This window comes from Streptomyces sp. NPDC028289 (assembly GCF_055565975.1).
The window spans coordinates 925987-945480 of record NZ_JBVHTI010000001.1 but is presented as its reverse complement, the minus strand read 5'-3'; the positions used below and the strand labels follow the sequence as shown (position 1 = coordinate 945480).

At 73.5% G+C, this 19494-nt stretch carries 18 protein-coding genes and 1 pseudogene; 17 read left to right on the top strand and 2 right to left on the bottom strand.

Annotated features, from left to right (window positions below; all coding sequences use genetic code 11):
• Nucleotides 1-122 precede the first annotated feature (122 nt).
• Nucleotides 123-1226: a DMT family transporter gene (locus ACZ4UV_RS04150; RefSeq protein ID WP_451016859.1), complete on the bottom strand. Its 1104-nt coding sequence runs from the start codon at nt 1224-1226 to the stop codon at nt 123-125.
• A gap of 135 nt (nt 1227-1361) precedes the next feature.
• Here ACZ4UV_RS04150 and ACZ4UV_RS04145 point away from each other — a divergent pair, with 135 nt between their 5' ends.
• Nucleotides 1362-2282 (top strand): LysR family transcriptional regulator, encoded by a 921-nt coding sequence (locus ACZ4UV_RS04145; RefSeq protein ID WP_390045081.1) that lies wholly within the window; start codon nt 1362-1364, stop codon nt 2280-2282.
• Nucleotides 2283-2340: 58 nt separating this feature from the next.
• Here the strand turns inward: ACZ4UV_RS04145 and ACZ4UV_RS04140 are convergent, their stop codons facing one another.
• Nucleotides 2341-3309, bottom strand: coding sequence for a ScbA/BarX family gamma-butyrolactone biosynthesis protein (locus ACZ4UV_RS04140; protein ID WP_467835736.1), 969 nt, complete (start codon nt 3307-3309; stop codon nt 2341-2343).
• 139 nt (nt 3310-3448) lie between these two features.
• On the opposite strand from ACZ4UV_RS04140, the gene ACZ4UV_RS04135 reads away from it, so the two are divergent.
• The 16 genes and pseudogenes from ACZ4UV_RS04135 to ACZ4UV_RS04060 all read left to right on the top strand — a co-directional run bounded on the left by ACZ4UV_RS04135 (nt 3449) and on the right by ACZ4UV_RS04060 (nt 19406).
• Complete coding sequence (locus ACZ4UV_RS04135) at nt 3449-4096, top strand: ScbR family autoregulator-binding transcription factor (protein WP_390045084.1); 648 nt, start codon at nt 3449-3451, stop codon at nt 4094-4096.
• Nucleotides 4093-5058: an NAD-dependent epimerase/dehydratase family protein gene (locus ACZ4UV_RS04130; RefSeq protein ID WP_467835734.1), complete on the top strand. Its 966-nt coding sequence runs from the start codon at nt 4093-4095 to the stop codon at nt 5056-5058. The genes ACZ4UV_RS04135 and ACZ4UV_RS04130 overlap by 4 nt, the downstream gene beginning before the upstream one ends.
• Before the next feature lie 427 nt (nt 5059-5485).
• Nucleotides 5486-6229, top strand: coding sequence for a TetR family transcriptional regulator (locus ACZ4UV_RS04125; RefSeq protein WP_451016856.1), 744 nt, complete (start codon nt 5486-5488; stop codon nt 6227-6229).
• Nucleotides 6226-6987, top strand: coding sequence for an SDR family NAD(P)-dependent oxidoreductase (locus tag ACZ4UV_RS04120; protein WP_451016855.1), 762 nt, complete (start codon nt 6226-6228; stop codon nt 6985-6987). The genes ACZ4UV_RS04125 and ACZ4UV_RS04120 overlap by 4 nt, the downstream gene beginning before the upstream one ends.
• A 33-nt stretch (nt 6988-7020) precedes the next feature.
• A complete protein-coding gene (locus tag ACZ4UV_RS04115) occupies nt 7021-7827 on the top strand; it encodes a carbon-nitrogen family hydrolase (RefSeq protein WP_451016854.1) in 807 nt (268 codons plus the stop codon).
• Nucleotides 7828-8122: 295 nt separating this feature from the next.
• Complete coding sequence (locus tag ACZ4UV_RS04110) at nt 8123-8815, top strand: hypothetical protein (RefSeq protein ID WP_351499459.1); 693 nt, start codon at nt 8123-8125, stop codon at nt 8813-8815.
• Nucleotides 8812-9006, top strand: coding sequence for a hypothetical protein (locus ACZ4UV_RS04105; protein WP_351499457.1), 195 nt, complete (start codon nt 8812-8814; stop codon nt 9004-9006). Before ACZ4UV_RS04110 ends, ACZ4UV_RS04105 begins: the two co-directional genes overlap by 4 nt.
• Nucleotides 9007-9112: 106 nt before the next feature.
• Entirely contained in the window at nt 9113-10813 is a 1701-nt protein-coding gene (locus ACZ4UV_RS04100) for a GH3 family acyl-acid amido synthetase (protein WP_451016852.1), read from the top strand.
• 109 nt (nt 10814-10922) lie between these two features.
• Nucleotides 10923-11807: an alpha/beta hydrolase gene (locus ACZ4UV_RS04095; protein WP_451016851.1), complete on the top strand. Its 885-nt coding sequence runs from the start codon at nt 10923-10925 to the stop codon at nt 11805-11807.
• Nucleotides 11797-12942 carry an enolase C-terminal domain-like protein gene (locus ACZ4UV_RS04090; RefSeq protein ID WP_467835731.1) on the top strand — a complete coding sequence of 382 codons (1146 nt, stop codon included), beginning with the start codon at nt 11797-11799 and terminating at the stop codon, nt 12940-12942. Before ACZ4UV_RS04095 ends, ACZ4UV_RS04090 begins: the two co-directional genes overlap by 11 nt.
• Nucleotides 12943-13026: 84 nt before the next feature.
• A complete protein-coding gene (locus ACZ4UV_RS04085) occupies nt 13027-13914 on the top strand; it encodes an FAH family protein (protein ID WP_451023092.1) in 888 nt (295 codons plus the stop codon).
• The gene (locus ACZ4UV_RS04080; RefSeq protein ID WP_467835729.1) at nt 13911-15128 is read left to right on the top strand and encodes a hypothetical protein; all 1218 of its coding nucleotides are present in this window, start codon (nt 13911-13913) and stop codon (nt 15126-15128) included. Before ACZ4UV_RS04085 ends, ACZ4UV_RS04080 begins: the two co-directional genes overlap by 4 nt.
• A 161-nt stretch (nt 15129-15289) precedes the next feature.
• Nucleotides 15290-16549, top strand: a pseudogene (locus ACZ4UV_RS04075) (IS701 family transposase); the annotation flags it as partial.
• 428 nt (nt 16550-16977) lie between these two features.
• A complete protein-coding gene (locus ACZ4UV_RS04070; RefSeq protein ID WP_451019628.1) occupies nt 16978-18261 on the top strand; it encodes an MFS transporter in 1284 nt (427 codons plus the stop codon).
• 34 nt (nt 18262-18295) lie between these two features.
• Nucleotides 18296-19051, top strand: coding sequence for an SDR family NAD(P)-dependent oxidoreductase (locus ACZ4UV_RS04065; protein WP_390045108.1), 756 nt, complete (start codon nt 18296-18298; stop codon nt 19049-19051).
• A gap of 52 nt (nt 19052-19103) precedes the next feature.
• Complete coding sequence (locus tag ACZ4UV_RS04060; protein WP_451019627.1) at nt 19104-19406, top strand: YciI family protein; 303 nt, start codon at nt 19104-19106, stop codon at nt 19404-19406.
• Nucleotides 19407-19494 lie beyond the last annotated feature (88 nt).

Below are 19494 nucleotides of genomic sequence, written 5' to 3'. Positions count from 1 at the left end.
GCTTCATGCCCACTGCGCGCTGATCGCCAATCAGCTTTCGGCGGATCGCCGGGGCTCGGGCAGGCTCGCCCGAGCCCCGGCGGCGTCCCACGCAGCGGACTGTGCGCATCCGAGAGGGGCTACTAAGTGAGCCCGAGTTCGCCGGACTTCTCCAGAAGGGGACGCGGGGTGTCGGACGGGCGGTCCTCCGGGGCGGGCCCGGCGTCGGTCGGGCGGAGGTCCGTGGCGAGGCCGGGGGCGGACGGCTCCTCGGAGGCCGTCACGGCTTCCGCGGCCGTCACGGTTTCGGTGGCTGTCACGGCTTCCGCGGCTTCCGCGGCCTCCGCGGGCGCTGCGGTCGCCCCCTGCCTGCGGGTCATCCCCACACCCACCAGTACCACCGCCATCCCCAGCACCACCCGGATGCTCAGGTCCTCGCCCAGAACGACGGCCCCCAGCAGTACGGACACCACCGGCAGCAGGTAGCCGACCACGGCGGCGTTGGTCGCGCCCTCGTCGTTGATGATCCGGTAGGTGAGGTGGAAGGTGGTCGCGGTGCAGAACACGCTGAGGACGACGGCCGCGACGAGGACCGTCGGGCCGGGGTCGATCGCGTCCAGGCCGCCGATCGGCACCGCGAGGGCGGTCAGCCCGCTCGCGGCGACGAGCTGGGCGGCGGAGAGCGAGATCGTGGGCGTGCCCCTGCGGACCAGGGTGCGGCCCATGTACGTGAACGCGACGGCGTAGCTGGCGGCGGCGCCCAGGATCGCGAGGGCGCCCCAGCCGGTGGCGCCGGTCGTCCGCCAGGGGGCGAAGATGACGATCGTGCCGGTGAAGCCGAGCAGCAGCCCCGCCAGCCGTACGGGCCGCAGCCCGCGCTCCGAGCCGAGGGCGAGACCGAGGATGATCGACCAGAGCGGGGTCGTGGCGTTCAGGACGCCCGCGAGCCCGGAGTCGACGGTCTGCTGGCCCACGCTGAACAACGCGAACGGCAGGGCGTTGCAGAAGAAGGCCGCGACGACGATGTGCCGCCAGACGGCGACGCCCGTCGGCAGCCGGTGCCCCGTCGCGTAGCAGGCGACGACGAGGACGAGCGCGCCGAGGGCACAGCGCGCGAACGTGACCTGGAGCGGGGAGAGCCCGCGCAGCGCCAGCTCGATCCAGAGGAAGGTCGAGCCCCACAGCAGGGCCAGCACGGCCACCCGCAGGCCTCCCCACAGGGCCCGCGTACCGCTGTTGTCGGTCATGGCGTTTCCCCATTCTCGTCTTCTCGTCCGGTGGTCGTGTCGTCCTCGCCCCACGACTCCTTCGACTCCGACGGTGCCTCAGCCGAGCTTTGAGCACAAGCAAACGCTTCTACTCATACTGTTAAGCTGTCCTACATGCTGGATGTGAGACGACTGCAGGTCCTGCGCGCGGTGGTCACCAGCGGCACGGTCACCGCGGCCGCGGCCCACCTCGGCTACACCCCGTCCGCCGTCAGCCAGCAGGTGGCGGCGCTGGAGAAACAGGCCGGTACGGCGCTGCTGGAGCGGGTCGGACGCGGGGTGCGCCCCACGGCGGCCGGGCTGCTGCTCACCGAGCACGCGGCGCTGATCAGTTCGGCGGTCGCCCAGGCGGAGACGGCGCTCGCCGACCTCCGCGCCGGGCGCACCGGCCGGCTGTCGGTCCGCTACTTCGCCACGGCCGGCTCCACGCTGGTGGCACCGGCCCTGGCCAGACTCCGCGCCGAGCACCCCGGCGTCCGCGTCGACCTCGAACTCGCCGACCCGGAGGACCCGTTCCAGGAGGTGGCGGGAGGCCGGGCCGACCTGGCCGTGGTGGTCCAGGCGCAGGACCGCACGGGCGGCGGCTTCCGGCTCGTCCACCTCCTCGACGACCCGTACGCGGCCGTACTGCCCCTCGGCCATCCGCTCGCCGGCAAGAAGACGATCGACCTGCACGAGCTGTCCGGTGAGCAGTGGGTGGGCAGCGAGCCCCCCGGTCCCTGCCTCGAACCCGTCATCGACTCCTGCGCGGCGGCCGGCTTCAGCCCCGACTTCGTCATCCAGAGCGAGGACTACGCCACCGCGCAGGGCTTCGTCGCGGCCGGCCTCGGCGTCGGTCTGATGCCGCGGCTCGGGCTGCGCAACCGGCACCCCGGTGTCGTCGTACGCCCGGTCCGCAACCCCGAGCCGGTCCGGGTGATCTCGGCCGCCGCCCGGGAGACCGCCCTCGAACAGCCGGCCCTGCGCGGCCTGTTGGACGCGCTGCGGGACGCGGCCGCCACCGCCGACCCGGGTGACGAGCCTCGGTCGCCATGACCGCGGCCTGCGGCGTGCGGGCCGCGGGGGCCGGCGGCGGTGGTGTGCGGGGCGCGTGTCAGGCGCCGTGCGCCCCGGGCACGGCGGGCACGGCGGGTACGGCGGGTACGGCGGGTACGGCGTTCAGGGTGACCACACTGGCGAAGATCTCCTTGTCGTGCTGCCGGGCGCTGATCCGTACCCGGCCGGGGTCCGCCAGCCGCTCGGTCTCCATCCAGCAGGGGGCGTCCATCTCGGCGTAGCGGACGAAGTCGGAGTCCATGCCGGTGACCGCCGTCGTGCCGGGGTGTGCCGTGGCCAGGGCCGCCTGGCGGGCGGCTTCCAGGAGCAGCATGCCCGGCACGTGGTCGACGAGGTGGTCGAAGAGGGTGGGATGGGTGGTGTCGACGCGCAGCTGCCAGCGGTCGGGGCGGTCGGTGGCGGCGAGCACCACGTCCTCGAAACGGTCGCGGCCGAACGGTGTGAGACCGGCCGGTGGCGGCAGCGGCACGGCGCGTGCGGTCGCCGCGGCCGCGTCGGCGTACGAGCCGCGGAGCCGGTTGTAGACGGTGCGGTCCTGGACGGTGAAGCGGGAACGGGCCGAGGCGAGGTGCCGGCCGCCGCGCTCCACCTCGACGCTCAGGGATATCGCGGCGGCGCGTTCGCGACGGTACGTCACCTCGGTGCAGGTGATGTGCAGTTCCAGCTCGGCCGGGTCGCCGTCGGCGTACGCGGCCGACGGGTCGAGGCTCCAGCCGAAGTCCTTCCACAGTAACTGGTGGCCGAACGGCACCCGGTAGGCGCCGTGGGACAGCAGCGGCAGCGTCTGGCGTACGGTTTCGCCGAGCAGGAGCGGGTCGTGCAGGCCCAGGCGGTTGACGTAGAACGGGTGCGTGGCGGGCCAGGCGGCGGTGACGGTGAAGGCGTCGGGCGCGGTCCGCCGCCAGTCGCGCAGCAGTACTTCGGCCTGGTTCGTCTTGTGCGTGAAATCCGCTGAAACCCTCTCAAAACGATTTTCGAGGGCGTGCTGGGCAAAGCTGATAGACATGGTTGACCCCCTGTTGCGGTGACTCTCCTGTGGGCACGCGCAGGTGAAACGAGGGCGCTCGCAGTGACAGGGCGGCGCCGACGTGAATAAAATAGAGGTCGTTCTTTTTGTTTGTCTACGGATACGAGGGAGTCCGCTGATGGCGCGACAACGACAGGAGCGGGCGGAGCGGACACGGGTCGCGCTCATCCATGCGGCGGCGGAGGAGTTCGACCAGGCCGGGTACCACGGCGCGGGTCTGAACGCGATCCTGCGGCGGGCGGGCATCACTACCGGAGCCATGTACTTCCACTTCAAGTCGAAGGAGGAGCTGGCCCGTGCGGTCATCGTCGACCAGGCCGCCGAGCTGCGCTGGCCCCAGGAGCGGAAGGGCCTGCAGCAGCTGATCGACGTGTGCCAGTACCTGGCCGTGCAGATGCGCTCGAACGTGTTGTTCCGGGCGGGTGTGCGGCTGGCCGTCGAGCAGAGCGAGATGAACCTTCTCGACTACTCGATCTACGACTGGTGGGCCGAGCAGTTCGCCACGCACCTGGCGGAGGCGCGGGAGCTCGGGCAGTTGCGTCCCGACGTCGACGAGGCCGCGTTCCCGCAGGTGATCGTCGCCGCCTACACCGGGACGCAGATCATGTCCCGGCTCGCCACCAACCGGGTCGACCTGCCCGAACGCATAGAGACCATGCTGCGATGTCTGCTGCCGGCCCTCGCGCCGGCTGAGGTCGTCGACACGCTGGAGTTCCCGGGAGACGCCGACGGGGCGAAGGCGACGGGGGAGGCTGCCGCTTCATGAAGCCTGTCCGGGTCTTGCTGACGGGCCCGACCGGGTTCGTGGGGCGGGTGGTGCTCGGGGCTCTGCCGCGCGCGGAAGGCGCGGGCGGGGGAGCGGTCGAGGTGCGTGCGGTCGCCCGCGCGGTTCCCGCGGATGCCGGGGCGCCGGCGGGCGTGGAGTGGGTGCGGGCGGACCTGGCGGACCCGGCGTCGCTGGCAGGCGTGGCGAGCGGCACGGATGTGCTCGTGCATCTCGCCTGCCGGGTCGACGGCGACGCGGAGGAGTGCGAGCGGACCAACGTCGATGGCACCCGGGCGGTCCTCGCCGAGGCCCGGCGGGCCGGGGTGGGGCGCGTCGTCCACCTGTCCACGGCGGCGGTGTACGGGCCGGGACCGCATCGGGGCATCGCCGTCGACGGGGTGACGCCGGCACCGGTGTCGGCGGCCAGCCGTACCCGGTTGGCCGCCGAGCGCATCGCGCTCGACGCGGGCGGGGTCGTGCTGCGGCCCGGTCTCGTGCTCGGGGCCGGGGACCGCTGGGTGGTGCCCGCGCTCGCCGAACTGCTCCGGCGGGTGCCTGCGGGGTGGGACGGCGGGCGCGGGCGGGTGTCCGCGGTCGACGTCGGGGACCTGGCCCGGCTGGTGACGGCGGTGGCCCTGGCCCCGGACCGTGAGGTGCCCTCCGGGGTGTACCACGCCAGCCATCCGGTGCCGGTGCGCAACCGCGACCTGATGGCCCGGCTGGCGGAGCTGGACGTCCTGCCGCGGCCGGCCGGTGACCTGCCGTGGGACCGGTGCCTGGCGCGCCTGCGGGAGGCCCCGGGGCGCATCAGCGAACGGCAGTTCGCACTGCTGGCCCGGGATCACTGGTACGAGAGCGAGGAGATCTGGCGGTTGACGGGCTGCGCACCGGGACCGGGACCGCTGGAGCGGTTGGGCGGGGCGGCGGGGTGGTACCGGAGGCAGCTCGCGGCCGCCGGGTGACGGTCTGCGACCGCCGTGCCCGCCGGGCCTGCCGGGCCGGGGGTCCGGCGGGCGGTGCCCCGTGCCCCGGTCTCCCCGCTCCGCGACGGTGGCCGCGGCGGCACCCTCCCGTCCGCAGGGGGTGCGGATGCCCGGCCCGGCGCACGCGGTTGCCCCCGGAGCCACCCGGCCGCCGGCCCCGAGGCGCCGCCGACGGGCCGGCGTGCCCTGGCACATACCACCGGCATTACCTCAACTTGGCCAAGTAGTTGCCGATTTGGGCACACGGGGTGTCCAACGGGGAAGCGGCGGTAGGTTCGGGAGACTGAGGGCCCTGCCCTCTCGTCCCACAAGCGAAGGAACGGCGGGCGGGAGCGCGACGACGGGTCCCCGCCCCCGGTGCCCGGAGCACGCAACACCGTCCTGTGGCCCGTGGGTGTCAGTTCCCGTGACGGATACCGAGGTCAAGCCCATGGTGAAGCAGGTGCGAGCGGAACGCACCCGGCAGGCGCTGGTCGCGGCGGCGGCCGTCGAGTTCGACCGACAGGGGTACGCCGGTACCTCACTGTCCGCCGTGCACCGGGCCTGCGGGGTGACGATGGGGGCGCTCACCTTCCACTTCTCCGCCAAGGCGGAGCTGGCCACCGCCGTCTGCCACGAGGCCGAGGACGTCACCCGGCGGGCGCTGGCCCGGCCCGCCCCGGACGGCGCGCTCCAGCCGGTCGCCGAGTTCACCTTCGCGGTGGTCCGGCTGCTGGACGAGGAGGTCACCGTGCGCGCCGCGGCCCGGCTCACCCAGGAGCAGGCCGTCTCCTTCCGCTGGCACGCCGTCTGGCGTACCGCCCTGCGGGAGGCGGTGGCCCGGACCCGCGAACGGCCCGGACCCGAGCCCGAGGAACTGGAACTGCTGGCCCTCTACCTCACGGCGGGCGCCGAGGCGGCGCTGCGCGCGGGCCGCACCGGCAAGGAGGTCCGCGCCCAACTGGAGCGTCTGTGGGCGCTGGTGCGCGATCCCGGGCCGTCGGCTGCCGCCGCGGCGCGTCCACCGGGCGCCGCCGCGTGTACACCGGGCGCCGCCGCGAGTCCGGTCGGCGTCCTTCCCCCAGCCTCTTCCCCTTCCGCGTCCCCTTCGTCGTCCCCCTCTCCGTCCCTGCCCGCGTCCTCATCCGATACGAAAGGGCTCACTCCATGATGCGACGCTGCGCGCTCGTCACCGGCGGTTCCCGGGGCATCGGGGCCGCCATCGCGACCGAACTCGCCGCCGCCGGGCACCGGGTGGCCGTGCACTGCCGTGCCGAATCCGCCGCCGCGAAGGCCGTGCTGGACGCCCTGCCCGGCACCGGTCACGCCCTCGTCACCGGCGACGTCGGCGCTCCGGGCGCGGCCCGGGAGATCATCGAGTCCGCGGTGGGACAGCTCGGCACGGTCGACGTCCTCGTCAACAACGCCGGCGTCTACGCCGAACAGCCCGTCGCCACCACCTCGTACGAGGACTGGCGGGCCGACTGGCGACGCCTGCTCGACGTCAACCTCCTCGGCCCCGCCGACCTCGTCTGGCACCACGTCGACCACCTCCGCCACCGGCTCCAGGGCCCCCAGGGCGCGCGGATCGTCAACGTCGGCTCGCGCGGCGCCTACCGCGGCGAACCCGACGCTCCCGCCTACGGCGCCACCAAGGCCGCCCTGCACGCGCTGACCCAGTCGCTCGCCCAGTCGCTCGGCCCGCTCGGCATCGCGGTGACCGCCGTCGCACCGGGATTCGTCCGCACCGACCTCACCGAAGCCACGCTCGTCGGGCCCGTGGAGGACGACGTACGCCGGCAGAGCCCGCTCGGCAGGATCGCCGTGCCCTCCGACGTCGCGGCCGCCGTCGCCTGGCTGAGCAGCGCCGGGGCCGAGTGGTGCAGCGGCACCGTGCTCGACGTCAACGGCGCCTCCCACCTGCGCTGAACCCCGTACCCACCGACCACGAACGGAGACACCGTGCGCGCCGCCCTTCTGCAGATCGCCGTACGACCGGAAGAACCCGTCGCCGAGCGGCGAGACCGCGTGGCCGCCCTCGTCCGCGAGCAGCACGGCGCCGATCTCGTGCTGCTGCCGGAACTCTGGACGCTCGGCGCGTTCGCCTTCGACACGTTCCGGGCCGGGGCCGAGCCGCTCGACGGGCCCACGGCCCTGGCCATGGGCGAGGCCGCGGCCCTCGCGCGGGTCTGGCTGCACGCGGGCTCGATCATCGAACGCGGCCCGGGCGACACCCTGTACAACACCTCCCTGGTGTTCGCACCCGACGGCACCCTCCACCGGGCGTACCGGAAGATCCACCGCTTCGGCTTCGATCGCGGCGAGGCGACGCTGCTCGCAAGGGGCGAGGAGACCGTCACCGCCGTGCTGGACGGGCCCGGCGGGGCCGGACTCACCGCGGGGCTCGCCACCTGCTACGACCTGCGCTTCCCCGAGCAGTTCCGGCTGCTGGTGGACGCCGGTGCCGAACTGTTCCTCGTCCCGGCCGGCTGGCCCGCGGCCCGCCGCGCCCACTGGTCACTGCTGGCCCGCGCCCGGGCCGTCGAGTCACAGGCGTACGTCCTCGCCTGCGGTACGGCCGGCACCCACGCCGGGGTCGAACAGGCCGGGAACAGCGTCGCGGTCGACCCGTGGGGCGAGGTGCTCGCCGAGGCCGGGCCGGGCGAGGAGACGCTCGTCGTCGACCTCGATCCGGCGCTCGTGGCGAAGACCCGCGCCGAGTTCCCCGCGCTCCGCGACCGAGTGCTCGGTGTGCCGGCGCCCCGGTGACCGGCTCCCGGCGACGGGTGTCGCCCGCCCCGCGACCGCCGGGGCGGGCGACACCCGTCGCCCGTGCCGGACGCGGACCGTCCCTGCCGTCAACCGCCGCTCCCCGCAATCCCGTTGGATCCTTTGCCGTGGCCCCTTGCGGGCCACGCGGCAGACGTGTAACACTCTTTCGCGAGGCAGTCTGCCCACTTTCAGGTGCTCCGAAAGTTCCGGGAACTCTCCCTTGGGCCCTCGCACTGCTGTCGCGTCGCCATCGAGCGGCGCTTTTTTTGTTTCCCACGAAGGTGAGGCGTCCATGGCCGACCCGACCCCGTCGCAGTCCCGCCCGCGGCAGTGCGCGTCGCACCGCTGCGGCCGGGCGGCCCGTTCCGACGCGCTGCGCCGCAGGCCCGCCGCGCCCGGCGCCCGGCTCTGCGGATCGTGCGCACGCGCCCTCGCGGCCGACCTGGCGGCGCTGCCCGCGCTCCACCACGAGAGCGAGCAGCAACTCGTACTCCCCGCGCGGCGAGCGGGCCTCGCCCGGGTCACGGGCAACCACCCGGACGCACCGCCGGTGAACGACGCGGCGCTGGAGGCCCGCCACGACGCCGTCGTACGCCTGGCCTCCTGGGCCCGGCTCGTGCTGGACGAGTGCGCGGACGCGGACGCCGGGGCACCTCCCGGCCGTACCGTCCCCGAGCTGGCCGCCTTCCTCGGCCGGCACGCCGGCTTCCTGGCCGCCCACCCCGCCGCGGGCCCGGCGGCCGACGAGATCGCCCAGGTGGCCACCGCCCTGCGGCTCGTCGTGGCGTCGCCCCGGCCGGAACTCGTACCGCTCGGCCGGTGCGTGGAGCCCGGCTGCGACGCCGAGGTGTCGCTGCCCGGGCGCGGTGGCGACGAACTGGTGCTGCGCGGACCGATGTGCGACGCCGGACACGTCCTCACCCCACGCCAGTGGCTCCTCCTGAACCAGCGTCAATCCACGGCCCGGACCAAGGAGTCCGCATGAACGACGACGTACAGACCCCGCGCGGCAAGCGCGTCCCCACCTCGCTCGCCGCACTCGCCCTCGGCGTCCGCGAGGGCACGATCCGCCAGTGGGCCCGCCGGGGCAAGATCACCCGGTACGGCACGAAGCGCCAGGCCCTGTACGACCTGAACGAACTGACCGCGCTCGCGGCCGGCGAGAGCGCCACGTAGCCACACCCGGCACCACGTAACCCCCCCACCCACAGCACCGTTCGGCACCCGCCGCACGGCGCTTCCGCCTGCCCGGAAACGGGCCGGCACCCGAGGAGAGACGACAGTGGAGACACCCCAGATGTCCCAGGCACCCCAGGCATCCCAGGCGACCCAGTGGCAGGAGCACTGGCAGACCCGCCGCGATCCCTTCGTCGCGGAGTGCTTCCGGGCGCGGGAGAGCCTGCGCGCCGACCTGAAGGACCCGCGTGCCGCCCAGGCCCGCGTCCTGGACGACCTCATCGACATCGGCGCCAGTTCGCTGCACTGGAAGGAGGAGGGGTACGACGTCATCGCCGCCGACCCCGCCACCTTCCGCTCCGTGCTGCCGATCATGCGCTACGACGACTTCGCCGAACAGATCGACCGGGAGACCCGTACCAAGGGCGGCGTCCTCTCGTGCAGCCCCGTACTGCGCTGGCTCAAGACCAGCGGGACCACGGGCACCCCCAAGCGGATCCCGTACACGCTGCACTGGCTGCTGAAGTACCGGATCCCCGCGATGAAGGCCATGTGGGGCACCTACCTGGAGCACCACCCCGAGATCCTCGCCCACCCCTGGGCCACGCTCGACACCCAGACCGTCCGGGAGGACGTCTACGACTTCGTGCACGGGGTCGAGCACCAGGCGATCAGCAACCGCCACCCGCAGATCAACAGCCTCGACTGGAACCCGCCGTGGTACGAGTCCCCCTGGTTCGGCCCCGACGCCCCCACCAGCCACGCCGGGCGGATGTACCACCGCGTACGGCACCTCGTCGGCAAGGACCTGCACTACATCTCGGCGATCAACCCCAGCACGCTCGTCTCCCTGCGTGACCTGATCGCCGAGCACGGCGCCGAACTGGTGCGCGACCTGCGTGAGGGCACCTTCCGGGGCAGGCCGTGGACCGACCCCGACGAGAAGGCCGCGCTCCACCTCGAACAGGCTCTGGCCAAGCCCGACTTCAGCCTCGTCGACGTCTGGCCGTCCCTCACCCTCTACAGCTGCTGGCTGTCGGCCTCGGCGGAGCTGTACCGGCCACGCCTGGACGCCGTACTGCCCGGTGTCGCCAAGCTGCCGTTCATGAGCTGCGGCACCGAGGGCGTCACCACCATCCCCGTGGACGAGACCCTGGAGAGCCAGCCGCTCGCCGTCACCCAGGCCTGGTTCGAGTTCGTCCCCGCCGACGTACCGCTCGGGCAGCTCCTCGACGCCGGCGAGAAGGTCGAGACCCTGCTGTACGACGAGGTCGAGGCCGGCCGCGACTACCACCTGATCATGTCCCAGGGGAACGGCCTCTACCGGCTGTGGACCGGCGACATCTACCGTGTCGACCGGATCGTCGACGGCACGCCCTGGATCCACTTCACCCACCGCGACGGCGTCTTCCACTCCTTCACCGGCGAGAAGATCACCGAGAGCCAGGTCACCCAGGCCATCCGGCAGGGCCTCGAAGGCAGCGGCCTCGACACCGGGCTGTACATGTGCGGGCCGCGCTGGGACGAGCCGCCGTCCTACACCGTCGTCGTCGAGGTGCCCGTCCCGGGGCCCGGGCTGGACGCGGAGCTGTCCGCCGCCATCGACCGCGAGCTGTCCGTCATCAACATCGAGTACGCCTCGAAGCGGGACAGCGGACGGCTCGCCGGCCTCAGGGTCCGGACCGTGGCGCAGGGCGCGATCGCCGCGTACGTCGAGTCGCGGCGGCAACGGGGCAACGCGACCCAGTACAAGTACAAGCCGTTCCAGAAGGACACCGACTTCGTCGACGCGATCGTCACCGGCTGACGCCCGCACCGCCGGTGTCACTTCCCCGGCATCCCCGACCACGCACGGAACGACCACCACCGAACGACCACGCACCGAACGACCACGCATCGAACAAGGAGAGTTCGCCATGCTGGAAACCCTCAGGCCCCCGCAGAACACCCGCCGCGAGATCATCGACCTGCCGTCCGGCGACGGGGTCCGGCTCGCCCTGCACGTGTGGCGGCCGAAGCAGATCAAGGGAGCCGTCTTCTACTTCCACGGGCTGCAGAGCCACGCCGGGTGGCTGTGGGAAGTGGGCCCGCAGTTCGCCGACAACGACATCGCCTTCTTCGTCCTGGACCGGCGCGGCAGCGGCATAAGCCCCGGCGCGCGCGGCGGGATACCGGACGTCGGCACGGTCCTCGGCGACTACGCCCAGGCCGTCGCGTTCGTCCGGGAGATGATCGGCGACACCGTACCCCTGTCCCTGTTCGGGCACTGCCTCGGCGGCTCCTTCATGGCGGCCCTGATGAGCTGGGAGGGGTTCACCACCTCCTACGACGCGGCCGTGTTCTGCTCCTCCTGGCTCGGCCGGATGCACGCCACGCTCGACGCGGACGCGCGGGCGGCGATCGCGGCGGACACGAGCGAGGAGCCGTGGGACGCGGGGCTGGACAGCGCCGACTTCACCGGCGAGGCCAAGTACCGGCACTTCATCGACCACGACGACCTGGCCGTACGGCAGCTGACGCGGCGGTCGCGGGCCGTGCTGCTGGAGCTGGAGCAGCTGTATCTGGCGCGCGGGCGGACCAGGCCGAGGGTGCCCGCGGCCACCTTCGTCTCCGGGATGACCGACCCGATCGTGAACCTCGACGCGGCCCACTCCGTCTTCCAGGACCTCGTCTCCGGGCGCGGCGCGATCATGAAGTTCCCCACCGACAGGCACTACCTCTTCTACACCGACGTCAGCGGCGACCTGGTCGACTGGACGTCGACGTACACCCTGCTCCAAGGGGTGAACCGTGGCGCCTGAGACCGGGAGCCCCGGACGGGCCCGGCTGTACCACGTCGAACTGCCCATGCGGACGCCGTTCGAGCATCCCGCCGCCCGGCGCCGTACGTCCGACAGCCTGGTCCTGAGACTCTCGGCCGACGGCGTGGACGGCATCGGGGAGTGCGCGCCGCGCTCGTACGTCACCGGCGAGACCGCCGCGAGTGTGCGCGCCGCGCTCGAACAGGTCGACTCCGCCGCGCTGTGCGCGGTGCTGACCGGCCGCGCCCCGGAGGAAGTGCTGGGCCTGCTGCACCGGGACGGCTTCTCCCGGACCTTCGGGATCACCGGCGGCAACAACCTGCTCTGTCTGCTGGAGACGGCGGTGCTCGACTGGCTGGGGCGGCGGCTGGGCCTGGGCGCGCGCGCTCTGCTGCCCGGGGCGGAGGCCGGGACCCCACCGTCCCTGCCGGTCTCCCAGGTGCTCGATCTCAGCCTGGACGCCGAGGAGTTCCTCGCCACCCGGGGCCCCTTCCACTTCGTCAAGATCAAGGCGTCGGACGACGTCGAGCACGACGCGCGGACCGTCCGCACGATCCGCGACAGGATCGGCGGTGACGTACCGGTCATGGTCGACGCCAACATGTGCTGGACCCCCGCGAACGCGGTCGGCCACGCCCGCCGGCTGCGCGAGGCCGGCGTCGACTACGTGGAGGAACCGCTGCCCAAGGGCTCCTGGGAGGCGCTGCGCGTGCTGCGTCGCGACGGCGGGGTGCGGATCATGCTGGACGAGTCGGTGTGCACGGCCCGGGACGCCCGTACGGCGGTGGAGTCCGGGGCGTGCGACGCGTTCAACATCCGGGTGTCGAAGAACGGGGGACCGCTGCCGGCGGCCGGGCTCGTCGACTACGCCCGCGAGAACGGGGTCGGCTTCCAGTTCGGGGTCCAGGTCGCCGAGGTCGGCCCGCTCATCAACGCGGGCCGGGCCCTGGCCTTCGGCCGCCCGGACGCGCTCACCGTCGAGGCCGGCCAGTCCGACCGCTTCTTCCCCGAGATGATCGTCGCCCCGCCCCCGGCCGTCGACCGCGGCACCAACACCCTGTCACCGGCGGGCGGCACCGGCTGGGGCATGGCCCTGGCCGCGAGCGCGGAGCGCTGGGCGGTACGGGACCTCTGAGCCCGCCCCTCGCCCGAACCGCCCTCTCCCTCCTCCCACTTGCACGTCACACACCGCATCCCCCGCCCGAAAGGGAAGACCGTCATGACCGTACTGTTCGAATGCGCCTACCGGGGCGGCCGTTACTTCGGCCTCGGAATCCCCAAGGACGGCGAGCCGCTGCACATCACCCCGCTCGGCAACCTGGACCTGGGGAAGCTGCTCGTCCGGGGCGGCGACGCCGCGGTGCGGCACGCCGCCGCCGAGGCGGTGGCCGTTCCCGCGAGCCGGCGCGACGCCGTGTCCTTCCGGCCGCCGCTGCTGCCCGCCCACCTCGGCGACGCCATGGTCGGCGGCTTCATGCAGACCCACAACGTCAAGGTGGACGCGGACACCCCGAGCCAGCCCAACTGGTTCCTCAAGGGGCTGGGCGAGGTGCTGAAGACCTCCGGGGAGGAACTGCGCGCGCCCGCCGGTTCCGTCGCGCTGACCGAGGAGGCGGAGATCGTCCTCGTCTACGTCACCGACGACGACCACCGGCCCCGGTACGTCGGCCACACCTTCGGCAACGACCTCACCGACATCGGCCGCTTCCGCCGCCACCGCGGCCACCTCTCCTACGCCAAGCTGTGCGACGCGGCCGTGGCACCCTGGCTGTTCCTCGGCGAACCGCCGCGCCACGTCACCGGGCACGTCACGATCGAACGGGACGGCGAGCCGTGCTGGCGGGGCGACTTCACCACCGGGACCAAGGCCCTGCACTACGGGCTCGACGACATCATGTCCGAGCTGTTCTCCTACGACGCCCTGCTCACCCCCGGCCGCGTCCACTACGTCTACATCGGCGCCGACCGCAGCAGCTTCCACGACGGCCACCGCATGGCCGACGGCGACCGTGTCACGCTGGACTTCGCCAGCCACGGCGTCACCCTCTCCAACACCGTGCGGTGGGCGTCGCCGGGGCTCGCGGCCGCCACGCACGAGGGCTCGTGAGCCGGGGCGAGAGGGTGCGCAGGCTCGGCGACACGGAGGCGGCGTTCGCCTACGCCCACGCACTCGTGCACGGCAGCGGGCGGCTCACCACCACCTTCACGGTGAACGGCGTCCTCGCCCCGGAGCGGATCGAGCGCGCGGTGGAGACGTGGGTACGGCGGCTGCCGCTGCTGTCGCTGCGGATCGAGGACACCGGCGACGGCGGACTGTGGTTCCGGCAGGGGACGCCGGGACCGCACCCCGTCCGCGAGCGGGAGGTGGACGGGGAACGGCTGTGGGCGCTGAGCGTCGGACGGACCCCGGTGGGTACGACCCGTTTCTCCCTCGCCCTGCACCCCGCGATCTGCGACGGATACTCCGTCGGCCGCCTCGTACGGCCCTTGCTGGACGCCCTGTTCGGCACGCCGGGTTCCTGTTCGGGGGAACAGGAACTGCCTCCCGACCTCGACGGGCTCACCTACCAGGGCGGGGCCGCGTGCGGGTGCGGGGTGTGCATGCCCTCCGGGTCGCCGCGGCGGGGCAGGCGGGACGCGACGCCGTGCGCGGGAGACCGTGACGGCCGGGCCGGGCGGGTGGACCGCGCGGGTGACGTCGTGACCCTCGCCCTGGACGCCCGCGCGTCCCGTCGGCTGCGTGACTGGTGCGGGACCCGGCAGTTGACGGTGAGCGGGTTTCTCACCACCGTGCTGGCCGACGCGCTGGTCCGGGCGAGCGGACGCACCGAGGTCACGGTCGCCACGGCGGTGTCCCTGCGGCGGAGCTACGCGGAACGGACGCTGATCACCGAACAGGGCTGTGTGCTGGGCATGGTGCGGGCGGCGCTGCGGGCGAGGCCGGGCGGCGACCCGGTGGGTGCGGCCCGGGCGAACACGGCGGCGCTGTGCGCGGCGGGGCGTGCGTGGCGTCCGGAACGGCGCGCGCACACCGCGGTCCGCCGCGCCGTGGAGCGGGTGGCGGCGGGGGAGGGCGGGGTGGAGTTGCGGGTCATCGACGCCGGTTCGCTGGACACCGCGCTGGGCCCGCACGCCGGCAGGGTCACGGGGCTCCGGACCGTCGCGGCACATGGGGGGACGCGGCTCGGCGGCACCCTTCACCTGTCGTCGTTCAAGGGGGCGTTGACGGTGGCTCTCGCCGCCGGCGGGCCGTGGGCGGCGGTCGCGGAGCGGGAGCTGACGGATGCGGCGCTGCTGCGGTCCGCCCTGCTCCCCGTGTAAAGGCACAGGTGGGAGCGGTGCGCGGGGGCGGACTCCTCAAAGTCGTAGCCGGGTGGCCCCCTTTCTTGAAAACAAAGAGTTCGTTCTCTATTTTTTTAGGGCGGGCCTCGGACCGGTGAGGCCCGCCCAACCGCGCACAGCCGAGAGGAAGGAGGCGCGTCATGGCGAGGACGCTTTCCGCGGTGGCTCCCGGGCCGGTCCGGACGGTGGCCGGCTCCGTCGCGCACCGCACCGCCCTCGACGCCTTCGTCGCGGAGATCTTCGACCGACTGCCCCGCTCCGACCAGCGCAGATGGGCCCATGTCTACACCCGTGGCCTGCTGGTGACGCCGGGTCGCAAGACGGTACGGCGGCTCGCGGCCGCCCTGCCCGACCCGGCCACGGCCGCCCAGGCCCTGCACCAGTTCGTCAACGCCAGTCCGTGGGACTGGGCGCCGGTCCGCGCCCGGCTCGCCGACTGGGTCGTACGGCGGTCCCGGCCCCGCGCCCTGGTCCTCGGCCCGGTGGTGCTGCCCAAGCGCGGCAACAGCTCCTGCGGGGTGCACCGCCGCTTCGTCCCGCAGGACGGACGTACCGTCAACTGCCAGCTGGGCGTCAGTGCCTTTCTCGCCGCGGACGACGCGACGGTCCCCGTCGACTGGCGCCTGCTGCTGCCCGGCGCCTGGTCCGAGGACCCGGAGGTCCGCGGCCGGGCCCGGGTGCCCGAGACCGCCGGCGGCCCCCAGGACTCCGCCGAGGCACAGGCCCTGGACCTGGTCGACGAGGTCGGTCGGGGCCTGCCGGACCCGCACGGGCTGCCGGTCGTCGCCGACCTGGTCGGCTTCGCGGACGGCGGTGCGCTGGTGAGCGGACTGGCCGCGCGGCGGCGGAGGTTCGTGGTGGCGGTGCCCGGGGACCTCGTCGTGGTGCCGGACCGGCCGGAGGGAGGCGGGGCCGGGCGCGTCCCGCCCGGGGCGTACGGCCGGGCCGACTCGGGCACGGCGGGACCCGCCGGGTCCGGTACGGCCGGGGCGCGGGCCGGTGCCGTCATCGCGCGGAGCCTGCTCGCGGCCCGCCGCGCCCGGCCGCAACTCGGCCCCCCGGCGGGGACCGAGCCGGACCGGGCCCCCGCCCCGGAGCCGGCGGCCGTGGCGACGGGGGTGGTCCGCCTCCCCGGCCTCCCCGTCGCCCTCCGGCTGGTCTGCGAACGCCGGACGGAGGGGACCGGGGGCCCCGGTGACGGCGTGCGGGTCTGGCTCACCGATCTCGTGGACCGGCCGGCGCAAGAGGTGCTGGCGCTGGCCCGGCTGCACACGGAGGCCGTCGACACGGTGGAGCGGCTGGCCGAGGACTTCGGGCTGCGTGCCTTCGAGGGGCGTTCCTACCCCGGCTGGCACCACCACATGACGCTGGTCTCCGCCGCCTTCGCCTATGGCACCCTCGGCTCCGCCACCGCGCCGCCGGGCCCCCCGGTCCCCGCCGCACACGCACCGAGGGCCGGCCGGCCGCCGCGCGGAGCGCGCAGCGGTACGGCACCGGCCCGGAGCGCCGGGGGCCCGGGCCGGGGTGGGGAAGCCCCCTCGCGGGCTGCCGCACACCCGCCGCGGCCTTCCGCGGTCCCGACCGCCCCGCTCTCCCCGCGCCCGTCACCTGTTCCGGTCAACGGCACAGCGGGCGACAGGCCACCGTCCCCTCAGCAGGCTGTGCTCGTGGGCCGAGGCAGCACAGGCACCGCGCCAGGTGCGCCGCCGCCCCGGGGTCCTGAAGGAGGGCACATGGACTCGTCCGCGACGCGCCGAGGGCACGACGAGAACGCCCGAACTCCCCGTGGCATCGCCCCCCACCTCTCCGACACGACTGGATGCTCCTGATGACCCTTCCCAAAGCGTTCTGGCTGCTCTGGTGCGGGCAGACCGCCAGCCGGCTCGGGACGCTCGCCCCCGCCTTCCTCGTCCTCTACCTGGAGCAGGACGGCCGCGTCGCCCCCGGCACCACCCCGCTCGTCGTCGGGCTCTTCGGCGCCGGTGTCGTGCTGTCCGGCCTGGTGGGAGGGGCGGTCGCCGATCTGATCGGACCGCGCCGGACCATCGTCGCCGCCCAGCCGGTGACCGCCGTGATGGCCCTGCTGTTCGGTGTCGCCGACCATGTCGCCGCGTTGTGCGCGCTGTCGCTGATCACCGGGTTCCTGTCGGCGGTGGACCGGCCGGCCGGGGCCGGGCTGATCTCCGCGATCGTCCCCCAGGAGCAGTTCTCGAAGGCGTACAGCCTCTTCCTGGTCGGCTTCAACATCGGGATGTCGCTGAGCCCGGTCGTCTCCGGGTTCCTCCTCGAGGTCAGCCCCGGCGCCCTGTTCGTGGTCTGGGCGGTCTCCAGCCTCGTCTACGCGGCCCTGGTCTTCGCGGTGCCCGCCGACCCGCGGCCCGCGCGGGACGCCGACCGGCCCGCCGGGGCCGCGGCCGCCCTGAAGTCGGCCGCGCGCGGCATCGCCGAACCCTTCCGCACCCCCGTCCTGGTCGCCTTCCTCCTGCTGACCTTCCTGCTGGCCTGCATCTACCTCCAGGTCAACTCCGCGCTGCCGCTGGACATGCGGGACAGTGGGCTGACCACCGGGGACATCGGGTTCGTGTTCGCCGTCAACGCCGTACTGTCGGTCCTGCTGCTGCCGCTCGTGCCCCGCCTGGTCGGCCGGCTGCGCGCCCACGTGCCGCTGGTCCTGGCCGCCGGGTTCATGGCGCTCGGCTTCGGGGCCAACGTCCTCGCCGACGGCATGGTGACCTTCACCCTCGCCACCGTCCTCTGGACCCTCGGCGAGGTGCTGTGGGCCCCCATGTCCGCGACCTTCATCGCCGACCGGGCTCCCGCCGGACGCACCAGTACCTACCAGGGCTCGTACTTCTTCGCCTGGAACGCCGCGTTCGTCGTCGGCAGCCCCGCCGGACTCGCCTTCGCCCACGCCCACGGCTACGGACCGCTGTGGCTGTCCGTCCTCGGCCTGGGCCTGGCCGTGGCGCTCGGCTTCGCACTGCTGCCGAGGCTGACCGGCTTCGCGGCCGGGACCGCCCCCGAGTCCGAGTCCGAGTCCGAGACCGAATCCGACGCCGTCCCGTCGGGCGCCGTCCCGTCGGAGGCCGTCCCGACGAGCGACCTCCGCTGAAGAAATCCCGACCACAGAGACAAGGTGATCCCACATGTCCGCACCCACCCCCCGCACCGCACTCCTCGTCGGAGCCGCCGGCGGCATCCTCACGGAGGTCTCGCGCAAGCTCGCCGAAGAGGGTCACACGCTCGTCCTGTTCGACCGGGACGCGGAGGCCGTGGGCCGGCTCGCGACGGAGCTGGGGCAGATCACGAAGGTCGAGGCCGTCGTCGGTGACATCACCGACATCCCGGCGGCGGAACGCCAACTGACCGACATCGTCGACCGGTTCGCCCCGTCGATCCTCGTCAACGGCGTCGGCGGCGACACCCGGGTCATCGGCTACGCCGACCTCACCACCGACCACTTCGACCAGTCGTTCCTGGAGAACGTGGTCAGCAGCTGGATAGCGGTCAAGGTGTGCGCCCCGCGCATGGCCGCCGACGGCTACGGCCGCATCGTCAACTTCGCCTCGGCGGGCGGCCGTACGTACAGCCACTTCAACAACGCCGCGTACGTCGGGGCCAAGGCCGCCGTCATCGGCATGACCAAGCAGATGGCGTACGAACTCGCCCCGACCGGGGTCGTCGTCAACGTCGTCGCCCACGGTCCCGTCGCCACCGAGCGGGTCGCGGGGGCGTTCGAGCGGCGCGACCCCGCGCAGCGGGCGGCCGTCCTGGCCAAGCTGCCGATGGGCCGCTACGGCACCGTCGCCGAGGCCGTCGGCAGCGTGCTCCACCTCTGCTCGGAGAGCGCCGGCTACTCGACCGGGTCCGTCATCGACATCAACGGCGGCCTCTACATGTGAGCCCCGCCCCCGTCTCCACCCCCGCCCCCACATCGTGACAACGGAGGTTTCCATGGCGCAGTTCGTCGTCGAGTTCGAGTACAACGTCGACCGTGCGGGCCGCGAGCACCTGCACCCCGCCCACACCGACCACCTGCGGGCCCTCACCGACAGTGGCGTACTGCTGCTCGGCGGGCCGCTCCAGGACACCAACGGCGGTCTGCTGGTCTACGAGGCCGAGGACCGGGACGCGCTGCAGCGGATCCTGGACGCCGAGCCCTACGTCACGGGCGGCATCGTCCGCCGCATCCGCATCCGGCAGTGGGCCCCCGGCAAGGGGGCGTGGGTCGCGGGGCAGTCCCGGACGGCGGCCTGAGCCCGACGGCCTTCCGCCCCCCGCCGACCCCATCCGTTCCCGCCCTCCCCGGGGGCTGCGCTCCCAGACCCCCGCGTTCGCGAAGCGA